This is a genomic window from Mesorhizobium sp. CA4, assembly GCF_020165075.1.
Classification (GTDB): Bacteria; Pseudomonadota; Alphaproteobacteria; order Rhizobiales; family Rhizobiaceae; genus Mesorhizobium.
The window spans coordinates 17,335-29,831 of sequence record NZ_JAIUHK010000032.1 but is presented as its reverse complement, the minus strand read 5'-3'; the positions used below and the strand labels follow the sequence as shown (position 1 = coordinate 29,831).

General features: G+C 65.4%; 14 protein-coding genes. All 14 read right to left on the bottom strand.

Annotation, left to right across the window (positions count from 1 at the left end):
* Positions 1-66: 66 nt before the first annotated feature.
* The 14 genes from LB528_RS23195 to LB528_RS23130 all read right to left on the bottom strand — a co-directional run bounded on the left by LB528_RS23195 (position 67) and on the right by LB528_RS23130 (position 12,475).
* Positions 67-459 carry a GPW/gp25 family protein gene (locus tag LB528_RS23195; protein ID WP_224716443.1) on the bottom strand — a complete coding sequence of 131 codons (393 nt, stop codon included), beginning with the start codon at positions 457-459 and terminating at the stop codon, positions 67-69.
* On the bottom strand, positions 456-638 hold the full coding sequence (locus LB528_RS23190; protein WP_224716442.1) for a hypothetical protein: 183 nt from the start codon (positions 636-638) through the stop codon (positions 456-458). The genes LB528_RS23195 and LB528_RS23190 overlap by 4 nt, the downstream gene beginning before the upstream one ends.
* A 404-nt stretch (positions 639-1,042) precedes the next feature.
* Complete coding sequence (locus LB528_RS23185) at positions 1,043-1,588, bottom strand: phage baseplate assembly protein V (protein WP_224716441.1); 546 nt, start codon at positions 1,586-1,588, stop codon at positions 1,043-1,045.
* 97 nt (positions 1,589-1,685) lie between these two features.
* A complete protein-coding gene (locus LB528_RS23180; protein WP_224716440.1) occupies positions 1,686-2,504 on the bottom strand; it encodes a hypothetical protein in 819 nt (272 codons plus the stop codon).
* Between the two features lie 894 nt (positions 2,505-3,398).
* Complete coding sequence (locus LB528_RS23175) at positions 3,399-3,791, bottom strand: hypothetical protein (protein WP_224716439.1); 393 nt, start codon at positions 3,789-3,791, stop codon at positions 3,399-3,401.
* Positions 3,792-3,803: 12 nt separating this feature from the next.
* On the bottom strand, positions 3,804-4,172 hold the full coding sequence (locus LB528_RS23170; protein ID WP_224716438.1) for a hypothetical protein: 369 nt from the start codon (positions 4,170-4,172) through the stop codon (positions 3,804-3,806).
* A gap of 99 nt (positions 4,173-4,271) precedes the next feature.
* On the bottom strand, positions 4,272-5,288 hold the full coding sequence (locus LB528_RS23165; RefSeq protein WP_224716437.1) for a major capsid protein: 1,017 nt from the start codon (positions 5,286-5,288) through the stop codon (positions 4,272-4,274).
* Between the two features lie 80 nt (positions 5,289-5,368).
* Entirely contained in the window at positions 5,369-5,758 is a 390-nt protein-coding gene (locus tag LB528_RS23160) for a head decoration protein (protein ID WP_224716436.1), read from the bottom strand.
* Positions 5,759-5,761: 3 nt separating this feature from the next.
* Positions 5,762-7,063, bottom strand: coding sequence for a S49 family peptidase (locus LB528_RS23155; RefSeq protein WP_224716435.1), 1,302 nt, complete (start codon positions 7,061-7,063; stop codon positions 5,762-5,764).
* A 7-nt stretch (positions 7,064-7,070) separates the two neighbouring features.
* Positions 7,071-7,334 (bottom strand): hypothetical protein, encoded by a 264-nt coding sequence (locus LB528_RS23150; RefSeq protein ID WP_224716434.1) that lies wholly within the window; start codon positions 7,332-7,334, stop codon positions 7,071-7,073.
* Positions 7,335-7,342: 8 nt separating this feature from the next.
* Complete coding sequence (locus LB528_RS23145; protein WP_224716433.1) at positions 7,343-8,959, bottom strand: phage portal protein; 1,617 nt, start codon at positions 8,957-8,959, stop codon at positions 7,343-7,345.
* Complete coding sequence (locus LB528_RS23140; RefSeq protein WP_224716432.1) at positions 8,956-11,070, bottom strand: phage terminase large subunit family protein; 2,115 nt, start codon at positions 11,068-11,070, stop codon at positions 8,956-8,958. Before LB528_RS23140 ends, LB528_RS23145 begins: the two co-directional genes overlap by 4 nt.
* A complete protein-coding gene (locus LB528_RS23135; RefSeq protein ID WP_224716431.1) occupies positions 11,067-11,705 on the bottom strand; it encodes a hypothetical protein in 639 nt (212 codons plus the stop codon). Before LB528_RS23135 ends, LB528_RS23140 begins: the two co-directional genes overlap by 4 nt.
* A 176-nt stretch (positions 11,706-11,881) precedes the next feature.
* Complete coding sequence (locus LB528_RS23130) at positions 11,882-12,475, bottom strand: phage tail protein (RefSeq protein WP_224716430.1); 594 nt, start codon at positions 12,473-12,475, stop codon at positions 11,882-11,884.
* Between the last annotated feature and the right edge of the window lie 22 nt (positions 12,476-12,497).

The following is a 12,497-nucleotide window of genomic DNA, read 5'->3' as shown; positions in this document are numbered from 1 at the left end:
GAACGCGGCTTCGGCGGGCGCGGCACGAGCCGCGACGCCCGGTCGGGCTTGCGGGCTTCGCCCGGATTACCCCGTTACGATCAGTTGGTCGCCCGCCTGACCGAGGCGCAGCGAGACGGTTCCGGCCGGCGTCATATCGCCCAGATGTGCGCGCGGCCGATAGATGCCTTCAATGACCCAGTCGGAAGCGCCTGTCCGGTCGAGCGTCAGCGGTGAAATGCGCGTCGGCGTGAAACGCGGCTCGAAGAGCAGGATGACGGCCGCCACCGACCACTGGAAGCGGATGACGGTCTGCACATTCGCCAGTTCGCCGAGCAGCGCGGGCACCGGGCTGCCGACATACTCGCGCAGCACGCGCTCGAAATAGCGGGTCGTCAGCAGGATCTCGATCGCCTGGATGACATTGTCCCAGCCGCTCTGGCGCAAGCCGGTCGAGCGGTCCATGCCGAATTGCGTCACGTGCGCTTCCCGCGCCCAGCGGGCTTCGCGACAGCCTCTTCCTCGGCTGCGGGCTTCGGCTTGATCGGCTCGACGACATGGCCGCGCAGCCGCTCATAAGCGGCCTGCGAAGGCGACATCTCGACGGTCGAGCCCGGCGCGCCTAAGTGTGGCGCGCGATCCGTGACAACGAGCTTCATTGAAAGGCTCCTAGTGGTGAACGCATGGCGCTGGTACCCGAAGCGTGCGGCCGCCAACGAAGGAGAGCGGCCGTTAGGTTAAGACGCGCATCAGAATTCTTGCGCCGGCAAGACCGCCCATTCCGAGAATGGCTCCGGCAGCCCAACCTCCCAGACCCAGTGCTATGGCACCGGAGTATCCGGCATTCTGATAGCCTGTCATGCTGCCAACCAACGCTCCCGCCACGCATAGCGCGACAATCCAGGCCGTCCGCAGGATTTTTCCCAATCTGCTCATTCATCAATCCCCAGGCCGGTCTCGATCCTTACATGCCGAACATTACTGAGTAGCTGATTGGATGTGTCAATTTGGTCTGGGCCGGCGGTTGCTGGAGTCTACTGTGGGTCGTTTCCGGTTTTCGCCACTAGTCGGCGGCGTAGACTTTCGATGACCCCTCGACTATCGGCCAGAAGCCGGTCGAGGAGCCCGACATGACGTGGACGTGATCGCCGACGCGGGCAACCTTTTTGCCTTCGGCGGCGCCGAGATCGACGCGCGAGGCCGACAGCTCGGCACGGTCGCCGCCGCCGTCGAACAGCATGGAGGCGCCGCCGAACTTCGACAGGATCCGCGTGCCCGGGTCCGACGACGGCGAGGCGTTCTGGTCCGAATAGGTCATCGGCAGCGCGACGGCCTGGCGGATATCGCCATGCGGCGCGACCAGCATCATCTGCTGGCCTTCCGTCGGCGGGCGCCAGGACTTCTCACTGCCCGCGATCTCGCCCCAAGGACGCAGCGGCGAGAGGAATTCGCGGCCGTTGGCATCGGACAGCAGGAGCTGCACGCGGTGGGCGTCGTGGTCTACCTTCTTGACCGTGCCGAAACGAAGGTTGCCGGCAACCATGCGCTTGAGCGCAGCGATGTCGGCCTGCAGGCCGAGAATGACCTTCACAAGCTCCGCGTCGTGCATGTTCTTCTACCTCACGCCGCGCACCGGCGGCTGCGCCGCCTGCGGCTCCGGCGGGGCGCTTCGCGACGCCCGGTCGGGCTTGCGGCCTGCGGCCGTTTCATGCCGACCCGCCAAGATCAGGATCGGGCAAGATGTCTTCCGTCAGCTCGGTCTCAGCGCCGTTGATCACGGTGCCGACATTGTCGAAATCGACGGCCTCTACGAGGCCGGGGAGCGCGTCCGGCGGCGCCACGCCCAACATGCCGGGCACCGCCGCCGTGGTCATCAGCGTCGACTGCACCTTCTGCCAGCTCGTCAGATCGGCACCCTTGCCGAGCTCGGCGCGCATGATGGCAACCGCCCCCTGATAGTCGGTGACAGTCGCGAGCCTGGTCAGCGCCGCGTCGATGACGGATGGCAACGCGGCGCCGGGAGCCGGATCGCAGACGGGCTCGATCTCGATCTCGACCATGCGGATGGCATGTTTACGGCCGCCCTCAGGGTCGACGCCGCGCGCGGCCTTCACGGGGCCGATTGCGGCGATCAGGTCGCGAAAACATTCGGCGAAGGCGTTGTTCGGGTCCGACAAGACCCTTCGCCACTGCCGATCGAGCATGTCGAGCGAGAATTCGAGACCGGCATCGGTCGGCTCGATAATGAGATCGGTCACGGTCTGGCCGTCGACCTTGTGGGTTACGGCACTTGCGACGATCAGGTCGAGCGCGAAGGTCACCGTGCCGGAGGTGACGAAGAAACCCTCGTTCCGGCCGCTGTATTTGGCCTCGTCGATCCGCACCAGGATGACCGGCGCCTGCCGGTTGCTCATGATCGAAGACAAGGCCTCGATCGAGGAATCGGTCACACCGTCGGCGGCGATGGTGTTGCCGCGCAAGGCCTGGACGGCCAGCATCCTCAGCATGGCGTTGACCAGGCTCATGGCAGTTATGTCCTATGATTGCTGCGGCTTCACCGCTGGGCGAATGAGCCCGGCGGCCGGACCTTCCTGGCCTGCAGGATGTCTCGATTTCCATCTCGGCCGAAGAGGCCGTACGAAACGGCGATTGCCTCGATCGCTATGGCTTCCCCATCAAAACAGCGTGTGTTTGCTACCGCTTCGCTTGACGATCAAAATACAGTTCGCCTATGAGCCACCAGTGCCTCCTCGGCCGGATGAAAACCATGTCGAATTCCCAAAAAGATACTGAAGGCATTCGACAGAGGCAGAGAGCTCTGCTCATTGCTTTTTGTCTTCTAATTACGGCATCTGCAGTTACGTGGCTGACAATACCGCACTTGCCTCTAGACTATACGTGCGAATTCCGCGACAGGCCGATCCTTCGGTGGCTATGGCCTGGAAATCAGGCGATATATAACGACCTCATTCTTTGGCAAGGAGCCCAAAACGAGGAGTGCGATCTTTTTTCAACGGAATCCATGCTGTCCGTATTTTGCGCAGCGTTCAGTATCTTCTTTTTTGTTTTGATATCGAGAGCTCGGCCAGCTATGGAGCCACGGCCGATTTCAACTACGTTGCTCATGGGTTTGATGCTTATCGGCCTTCAGTTCGATGGCTTTAACAATCACGCGATTGGTCGCGGGGCCTGGGCCGCCTATCACACGACAGACTCTGTGATCGTCATCCAGTGGAAGACACTGGTTCGCATGCTTCCAATATGTTTTCTCGGCTCGATGTGGATGGTTCACTTGAGAGCGACATGGCTCAGGCTGAGTTCGGAATGAGCTGCGGCGCGATTGCCACGGCGGCCGAACGTGGCAAGCGCAAGCCCTTCTCAGCCGACGAGGAGGGGCAACTAGGACACATCCCGAGCAATCAAACGACAGGCTGCAGCACGGAAAGAAAGAACACGATCACCTCGGGCAGGTCGTCGACGACGCGCTCGATCGCGTAGATCGGCTCGGCCGGGCGGCTGGTGACCTCGCACTGGTCGCCGGCCTTCGGCAGCCAGGCCATGTCGGCGCGCGGGATCGAGATCGTGCACAAGCGCCCGGCAAACCGGATGGGCGCCATGCCGCGGTCGTGGCCGCCAAGGAACTCGAGATCCGGGTTGATGTCGAACCGGCCCTGCAGGTCGACCATGGCCGGCCGCGACGGATCGTCGGCAACCGACATCTCGCCCCGCACCTTGGCGCGAATAGTGATCAGGGCGCCGAGACGGGAGCGCGTCTCATGGACAAGGCGCGAGCGGGCTGCACGAATGTCCATGAGAGGATCCGGTCAGGCCGCTTCCAGCGTCTTCAGCTCGTCTTCGGCCGTGGCAAGGTCCGCCGCGAGCTTCGTCTTGGCCTCAAGGTCGGAGGCAGCCTCAACCGCCTTCTTCAGCTCGTTGATGGTGGCCACCAGTTCGCCGGCGCGCGCGGCTTTGGCGGCATCCTGCCTGGCACCCTTGCCACCTTGGTCCTTCGCCGGCTTGGGAGCGGCCGGCTTCTCGGCCTTGTAGGCAAATCGGTCGTCGATCAGATGCTGGCCATAGCTTTCCGGCACCTCGACCGGCTCATGCGGGCCGACCTTCTTCTCTTTTCCGCCCGTGACCGCGGCGGGGATCATGCCGCCATTCCTGAAGGCGACCCAAATCGACTTGCTCATGATGGTTCTCCTGCTCCTGTCTGGGAAGCCCTCCCAAGAGGACTTGCCGGACGGGAGCCGGCGCCGATACGGCGCCGGTTTCCGTTTCGGTCGGACCGGTCAGGTCAGTGTCAGCTTGCGCAGCACCTTCGGTTTGGTGCACAGGTTGATCGGGTTCATCTGCACCTGGATGTCGCGGCCCTTATTGAAGCGCTTGGGCTCCTGCTTCATGTAGAAGGGCAGGCCGATGGTGTTGACGGTCTCCTCATAGTCCGCCGGCGCGAAGCGCGTGATGAAGAGCTGGGGGACGCCCCTCACGACCACCCGGGCCTCATTGGCAGCGATGTAGGGCGCGCCGAGATCGGCCGTTGCCTTCGCTCCGGTGCGGTAACGCTCCCAGGTCGCGCCGCCGAACGGGAACACGTCCGGCACGTCCTGGCGCAGAACGGCGGCGCCGCCATGGTACAAGAAGGTCTCGGTGACCGACTTGTGGGTCCACAGGGCCTTATGGAAGTCGCGGCCGGTGAAGACGTGGATCCCGCTGTAAGGTTCGTCGAGATCGTCCTCGATCGAATAGACCACGTCCTGCCAGAGAGATCCGACCTTGGTGGTATCGACGTCGAGCTCGAGCGATACCGGTGCCGGCACGGCGATGCCGAAGCGATTGTAGAGATCGATGAGGGTCTTGCCGCTCTTCGAGGTGACGATGCCCTTGAGCGCGCCGACGCGCAGATGCTCGAGCGTCATCGTCAGGTCCTGGGCATGACGGGCACCCTTCCTCACGACGCGCTGCTCGATCGTCTCGAGCTGATCGGTCGTGCCGAACTGACGAACGTTCTGCACCTCGTCGGCCAGGACGGAATCGTCGCGCTGGAAGTGGTCGATGTCGAACGGGACCAGCGAGCGGTCGTCGTCATCGACCGTTTCGCCGGCGGCACCGCGCTTCGTCGGCTCGACCAGCGAGAGCTTGCCGTCGCGCTGCTCGATCGAGATGCGGGTCGTGGTGACGCCGTCTTCCTCGAAGATGCCGGACGCCGAGACCTGCCCCGGGCGATACGGCTGGTTGTTGATTGCCGCCGTGAGCGATTCGACGGTGAAGCCATCACCGTCCCAGATGTCTGCCATTTCTCCAGCCATTTAGGCCTCCTAAGCATGTGCGACCGGGCTTTGGGGGCCTGTTCGCAACGATGCGGTTGTGTTGAAGCCGAGCGGGATGCTCAGCGGGCGATGATGTCGACCGCGGCGAGCTGCGCGAGCTTCGCGGCCTTCTTGGTGTCGTCGTTGACCGACGGGTCGAAGATCAGCATCGGCTTCTTGACCGCGGCGATCCGCTTGATGACGACGGCCTCGGCGTCGGCGCTGGTCGCGTCGACCTCGTAGGCGAGGATGGCGGAGGCCGTCTCGGCTCCTTCTTTGCCCACGACCTGAGCGGCCGGCGATCCGACGTACTTCTTCGAGGCCGTGATCTGGCCCAGGACATAGCCGGGATCGAGCTTCCCTGCCCCGGAGGCGATGGTGACCACCTCGCGCGAGATTTCGCCGTTCCCTTCCTGCTCGGAAAGGACGAAGGCCAGATTGCGCGGGCCCATGGTCTTGATGTCCAGCATGGATCAGCCCTCCTGCTTGGCGCGCGACTTGTAGATCGCGTCCGGGTTGAGACTTGCGCGCTTTTCGCTCCGCTGCTCGGAGCGGCCCGGCTGGGCGAGGCCAGCCGCCGCCAGCCGGCGATCCTCATAGGAGGCGGCGGCAGGCTTGGTGGACTGGACATTCGCCGAGACGAAGGCGGCGACGTCTTCGCCCGACATGCCGGGCGACTTCTGCGCCAGGTCGAGCGCTGCGGTCATGCGAGCGGCATCGCCCTTCACGCCCTCGGCCGAGAGTGCCGCGACCAGCCGGTCGGTGGCAGTCTTGGCGCCGGCGGCCTCGCCTTCGGCGCGCGCGGCTTTCACCGCCGCGTCGTGATCGGCCTTCGGAATGCCCGCATCATCTTCGGCTGCGGGCGCGCCGGTTTTCTCGCTCATGGAAGTTCTCCTTGGTTGCGAGGTGGAGCGCCCAGGGGCGCGGGTCAGGTCCGAGAGGACCGATTCGAACGAGCCGACACGGTCGGCGATGCCGGCATCTACGGCCGCCTGGCCGATGAAGGTGCGGGCCTCCGTTTTGCGGGCGGCATCGGCGGTGAGCCGCTTGCCGCGCCCCTTGGCGACGGTGGCCAGGAAGCTCTCGTAGAAGGCGTCGACCTCGGCCTGCAGATCCTCGCGCACGGCGTCGGACAGCGGCTCGAAGGGGTTGCCGTCGACCTTGTGGGCGCCGGCATGGATCAGAGTCGGCGTGACACCTTCGCGATCGAGCTGGCGGCTGAAATCGGCATGCAGCAGAACGACGCCGATCGAGCCGGAAATGCCGGTTTCCGTGGTGACTATCTCGGTGGCGCCCGAACCGATGGCATACATGGCCGATGCCGCCATGCCGTTGACGACGGCGACGGTGCGTTTCCTCGCTGCCAGATCGCGGACCAGCGCCGCCGTTTCGAAGGCGCCAACGGCCTCGCCGCCGGGCGAATGCATGTCGAGAATGACCGACCTGACGGCTGGGTCCGATGCCGCCGACTTGAGCTGGTAGCCGATGCCCTCATAAGAGGTCAGGCCCGAGCTCGCTCCAACCCATGCGCCGCGGTTCACCAGGGAGCCGGTGATGGAAATGATGCCGACGCCTTCCCGCGTCACGCGATACGGCACGGCCCGGCGCGCGCCGTTCTCGTCTTCGACAACCGACGAGCCTTCGAAGCGCGAGGCCTCGGGCGCGTTGATGCCGATGCGCCCCGCCAGAACCGAAAGAACGACCTCGGCCTTGTCGCGGGTGATCAGGAGGGGCCGGTTCAGCACCCGGTCGGCGATATGGATCAGCGATGTCATCGGAACCTCAGCAGGTGAAGCGGATGCGCTTCGCGTAGCGGGTGCGCTGGCCGCTTTTGGCCGAGCACGCGGCCGCAAGGCGCATCAGCTCGGCATCGAGCGATTTCAGGTTCGCCGATGAAAACCGCATCAGTTCGCGCGTAACCGGCGACTGGATTTGCAGCTCCTCGACATGCTCGCCGGAGAGAATGCGCAGCTTGACGGCGTAGAGCGCCTGGTAGAGCGCGCACGGATCCTCCGCGTCGACGGCGACGCCATTGATGCTGACCATGTTCGGCATCAGGCGTTCTGCCGCTTCGCCGGCGGGGTGTCTTCCGTGGCGCCGGCATCGCCACCGCCGCCCTTGTTCTGGGCGACGAAGGGCGACGGCAAGCCGGCGTCAACGAACCGCTTGTGCCAGCGCACCCGGCTCTCAAAGACCTCTTCCGGATCGAAGCCTCGCGCGGCGCATTCGTCCTCGAAGGTGCCGGTGCCGTTGATGAGACGCTCGGTCGCCGCCTTGGCGGACTTTCCGTCATCGGCGGTCGGCTTGGCAGGGCCGTTCCACAGCGTCCACAGGACATCCTCGCGGTTGGCGTCGAAGGCCTCGTAGCCGCCCTTGAAGGGAATGCGGCCCTCGCCGATCTCCTCGTCGAGGCCTGCCTCGTAATATGCTTGGCAGATCGGCGCCGCGGTGCGGCTGCGGCGGCGCGTGACGATCGGCCAGATCGAGGCGTTGTCCATGTTCACCGACGAATAGGTCGCCGAGGTGTTGTCCATGGTGAGGCCGCCATAGGTGATGCCGAGGGCCCGGGCGAGATCGCGCGACAGCTCGGCCGAGACTGGCAGGAACTGCGGCCCGGGCACGCCCGTGGAAAGCAGCTCGAGCTTCTCGCCCGGGCCGAGCTGCGAAATCTGCGGGTCGCCGGAGATCGAGATCTTGGATTTCTCCGCCCTTTCCAGCGCGCCATGGAAATAATCCATGTAGCTTTCGCTGAATTCATCGTCCTCGATCGCGGCGAGCGCCTCGAAAGCATCCTTCGACGGGTTCGGGCTCGTCAGGGCGAATGCCATGGTGGTCTGCAGGATCCCCATCTGGATCGTGGTGTCGACCAGCGTGTCGTGCTGAAGGTACCGGCGCATCGCCGCGGCGAGACGCGAGATGCCGCGCACGTCGGTCGGCTCGGCGGGATCGAACACATGCACGACGTTCGGGCGGCCCTCCCGATCGAAGGCGCGATAATCCTTCTTGACGATCATGCCGTCACGATTCTCGCGGAAGCGATAGGCAACCGGACGGCCGTTCTCGTCGTGGATGACCCCCTGATAGAGCCCTTCGAGCGAGTTGGTGTCCTGCACCAGCGTCGCCGGCGACATCATGAGCACCTTGGTGCCGCTGACCACACCATAGCGACGGCGCAGGGCCTTCGGCCAATATTCGAGCACCGCGATGGCTTCGCCGAAGACGATGTCGGAGCGGATCGCCATGTCGACCTGCTGCGGCATGATGAACTTGCCGCGAAAGTCGCATTCGCGCGGGTTCCAGGCGCGCCGCTTCCACCAATCCTTGACCAGTGCGACGAACTCGATCGCTTCCTTGTCGGAATAGCCGAGCTTGGCGAGCTTCGGCTTCGGTGTGAGCACGAGCTCTTCGCCGACGGTGTCCGCGAGCACCTGGTCGACGGCACCGCGCAGCCGACCGGAATTCTGCACGATATCGCTGACAAGAGCCGCCGCGCGACGCCACACGGCCCGGACCTGCTCGCGATGCTCGGTCAGCGTCGCGCCGCGCGCCATGATGATGCCCGAGCGCGTGTCGCGCAGGTACCCCGAATGCGAACGCGGGCGAGCGATGTCCGCCACGGCGCGCCCGGCCGGAACGCGGATGCGCGGCTTTTCCGTCGCTGTTCCGGTCATTGGCGGCTGGCCCATTTCTTTCTGCGCGCTTCCCGCCGCGCTTCGCGGTCCGGATCGGCGGGTTTCGTTTTCTTCTGGAACGGCCCGGCTTCAGCCGCCTCGAAGAGGTCAGGCTCGGCGGGCTTGCCGTGCACGTCGAGCAGGAGCTCCGCCCAGCGCGCCGCGTTGAGCCGCCGCTTGTGGCGAAGGTGCCAGCCGATCGCCAGGGCGTAGACGGTGGCGTCGAACCAGTCGTTGGCGCGGCCGAGGATCTTCTTCCACTCCCGCGGCGCCTTCGGGCTGATCAGGTTGCGAGCGCGGCGGCCGACCGTGGCGCGGGCTTCCTCGTCCGGGTCGACCAGCCGCTCGGCGGTCATCTCCTTGGCAAACTCCTCGTCGCAGAGATCGCCCGTCAGGTGCAGCGTGCCGCGCGGCCAGGCTCCCGTCTTGTCCGGCCCGAGCACGAAATTGGCGAGGCCGGCCATGACAGCCGTCTTCACGTCATAGGTGCCCACGGGATAGAGCATCACCTTGGCGATGATCCGCTTGCGATGATCGCGGATATCCTTCTTGACCGGCGTGCCCAGCCACGGCAGTCCCGCCGCGTGCCGACCGTCGAGCGCGAAGCAGTTCGGCCGCGAGGCGCAGAAGCGGTAGACCCGCTCGGTCGCAAAGCCCGAATCGACGCCCGACAGGTCGATCGCCTTCTCGCCGCCGCCGGCCGTCTTGTAGGTCCGCCCCAGCGCGTCGGCCAGCGCGATCCAGGCGTCGTCGACCTGGTCGGGCGCGCCGACGAACACTTCGCGGTCGATCAGCCATGACTGGTCGCCGGGCCCGATCGCATAGACGGCCCATTTGATGCCATAGCTCTGGACGTCGGCTGCCGAGACAAGCAGGCCGGCCTCGGCCGGTACCGCCCGCGTCGGATAGGGATGCCCCTTCGCCGCCTCGACGATCTTTTCCCATTCGACGGCGACGCCGCCCGGATCGTACGGCTCGGCGAGATCCTGCTGCATGAAGGTGCGCAGCTTGGTCGTGTCGCCTTCGGCATCCTTCCAGCGCGCCCAGATGTCGCCGAAGCGCTCTCGGGGCGCATAAGCTGCCCAGAGATGATAGCTCGGCTGCCAGTCACGGCAGCGACCCTCGCAGGGCGGGCAAATCCAGTCCGCCAGCTCGGCTGCCGGGATCAGCGCCGGCACCGGCGGCTCGCCATCGTGCACCCTGATCGCGATCCACCGGCCGCGCGCCAGCATGTCGTGCTTGTGGCCGTCGACGATCGGCTCGGCGCAGGACTGGCAGGCGAGATGCGCCGACAGGCCGCGATCGGGTTCCGGTCCGCGCATCTGCTCGAAGGCCAGCGCCTGGAACACGTCGCAGTGCGGACACGGCACGTAGTAGTGGCGTTGATCGCCGGCCTCGAAGTCGGCGCTGATCACGCATTCGCCGACGATGCCCGGCGTCGAGCCCTGCCATTCCTTTGCGAGATCGCCATACATCTTCTGCCGTGCCCGCGCCTGGTCGCGCGGGCTGCCGCGGCCGTCGACGTCGCGCGGGTAGCCGGTGACCTCGTCCATGGCGAGGTTCTTGATCGACACCATCTGCAGGCCCTTGGAGGAGCCTGCGTTGACGATCTGGCAGAAGCCGCCGGCGTAGCGCTTAAATGCCGTCGTCGAGCCCTGCTCGTCGCGGCTCGACACCGGCGCCACCTTGTGCGCGATGCGCGGGCTGGCGTCGATCGTCGGCTGCAGCTTGACGCGGTTGAACTTGGTCGCCTCTTCCAGCGTCGGCAGCACAATCATCATCGAGCCGGGCGCCTGGTCGACGGTGTAGCCGAACCAGTTCTCGATCGCGGTCGACTTGCCGAGCTGTGCCGCCCAGCGGGCCGTGACGCGGCGGGCCGGATGGTCGGGATGCAGGCAGTCCTGCGGCTCCCTCAGATACGGCACCCGGTCGGTGCGGAAATCGCCCGGCCACGGCGATCCCGATTCAGCCGACACCTTGCGGTAACGGTCGGCCCATTCGCTGATCGTCAGCGCGTCGACCGGCTTGCTCGCGGCGGCGAGCGCCGTGAAGAGGATCGCGGATCCTCGCGGCGTTTCCGGAAAATGCAGCCGCGTGTCGTGATAGCTCATTGCAGGCTGCCCGGCCCATCCGATGCGGGTCCCGCACCGTCGAGCGCCTCACGCTGATGCTGGTCGATCAGCTTCAGCATCTCGCGGTTGAACACCTCGAGACCTTTGGTCGTGAAGGCCTTGAGCGCGATGCGCACCAGGCGCTCTTCCCAGCCGTAACGTACGTTGAGCGTGGCCGCCTCGGCCTCGACCGCTCGCTCGAAAGCGCTCTGCATGAGCGCGATGGCGTCGCGGCCGGCCCGATCGACTTCCGAGGTCGGCGTCAGCTCGCCGCGGCGCAGCGCGAGGTCCATCTCGCGCATCTCGGCATCTGCCTGCGCCTTGCGCGCCAGGCCGTCCGACTGGCTGCCGGCGAACCGCGGCGACGGCTTGCCGGTCAGCGGGCGGGTCGGAAATGTTTCGCGAGCCGGCGCCGGCTTCAGCCGGATGTTTTCCGACCGGTGCTGACGCAGCGCGTTGAACTCGACCAGGTTCGACTTGCCATCCTGGCGGGTCGGCAATGCTTCGGCGTGCTGCTTGATGTAGCGCGACAGAGTCGAGCGCTCGACGAAGTCGCCGGCCTCGGTCAGCCGTGCGGCGGCATCGGTAATAGATATCCACTCGCCGGCGTCGCCGGTCTCGGCTCCCTCCATCATGAGATTTTCCGATTTTTGACCCGTGCGTGCAGCACGCGTGCAGCACGCATCGTGCGTGTACCGGTTTCAAACCCGCTTACTGGCGATAATTCAGGGGCCGGTTTGCCCGTCGGCGGTCGAGGGGCGGCATACGGTCCCTACAGGGGGTGAGGTCGAGGCGGGCCGCCCTGCCCCGATCAGTCGAAGAAGCCGGGCAGCATGAAGCTGATCTCATGCATAACCCGAGGCGGCAGCTCGGCGTTGGCGAACGACGTGAACTCTTGCGCGGTATCGCCCTTCACCATCTCGGCCGGGATGACGACACCCGAATCTACGAACGATACAGGCCTGCCCCACTTGGTCGAGGACCTGTCAGGCGCATAGACGTGGCCGCCCAAGCCCTTTGCCGTAACGCGCCTGGGAAACCGACCTGCCTTCGTGAAATCGCCAGCGAAAAGCCGGCGCTTGCCGAAGGGCGAAGCGGTTACGCCAGCGCGCGTCTCGCGCGGCTTGAAGAACTTCAGCGAGATGTCGCCGCCCTGCGTGCGCATGGTGTAGGCAAGCCTGCCATAGGTGGCACGCTCGACCTTGATCGCCTTGCGTATGGTCCGGTACGGCAGGCCGGTCTGATCGGCCAGCGTCCGCGACAGCTTGGTGCGCAGCCTGTCGCCCACGTGGTTGACGGCGCGGCCCAGCGCCATGCTGCGCTGAATTTCGCTCAAACGGCCAAGCGAATTGTCCATCCGCTTCAGCCCGGAGAGGTCCGCCCACCTGATCTGCAGGTCGGACAAAACCCTGTCTCCCGACAATGAA

What these genes read in the sequence shown, in the direction of transcription:
- LB528_RS23190 (WP_224716442.1), bottom strand. Translation starts at nt 638, where the DNA reads ATGAAGCTCGTTGTCACGGATCGCGCGCCACACTTAGGCGCGCCGGGC.
- LB528_RS23185 (WP_224716441.1), bottom strand. Translation starts at nt 1,588, where the DNA reads ATGCACGACGCGGAGCTTGTGAAGGTCATTCTCGGCCTGCAGGCCGAC.
- LB528_RS23180 (WP_224716440.1), bottom strand. Translation starts at nt 2,504, where the DNA reads ATGAGCCTGGTCAACGCCATGCTGAGGATGCTGGCCGTCCAGGCCTTG.
- LB528_RS23175 (WP_224716439.1), bottom strand. Translation starts at nt 3,791, where the DNA reads ATGGACATTCGTGCAGCCCGCTCGCGCCTTGTCCATGAGACGCGCTCC.
- LB528_RS23170 (WP_224716438.1), bottom strand. Translation starts at nt 4,172, where the DNA reads ATGAGCAAGTCGATTTGGGTCGCCTTCAGGAATGGCGGCATGATCCCC.
- LB528_RS23165 (WP_224716437.1), bottom strand. Translation starts at nt 5,288, where the DNA reads ATGGCTGGAGAAATGGCAGACATCTGGGACGGTGATGGCTTCACCGTC.
- LB528_RS23160 (WP_224716436.1), bottom strand. Translation starts at nt 5,758, where the DNA reads ATGCTGGACATCAAGACCATGGGCCCGCGCAATCTGGCCTTCGTCCTT.
- LB528_RS23155 (WP_224716435.1), bottom strand. Translation starts at nt 7,063, where the DNA reads ATGACATCGCTGATCCATATCGCCGACCGGGTGCTGAACCGGCCCCTC.
- LB528_RS23150 (WP_224716434.1), bottom strand. Translation starts at nt 7,334, where the DNA reads ATGGTCAGCATCAATGGCGTCGCCGTCGACGCGGAGGATCCGTGCGCG.
- LB528_RS23145 (WP_224716433.1), bottom strand. Translation starts at nt 8,959, where the DNA reads ATGACCGGAACAGCGACGGAAAAGCCGCGCATCCGCGTTCCGGCCGGG.
- LB528_RS23140 (WP_224716432.1), bottom strand. Translation starts at nt 11,070, where the DNA reads ATGAGCTATCACGACACGCGGCTGCATTTTCCGGAAACGCCGCGAGGA.
- LB528_RS23135 (WP_224716431.1), bottom strand. Translation starts at nt 11,705, where the DNA reads ATGATGGAGGGAGCCGAGACCGGCGACGCCGGCGAGTGGATATCTATT.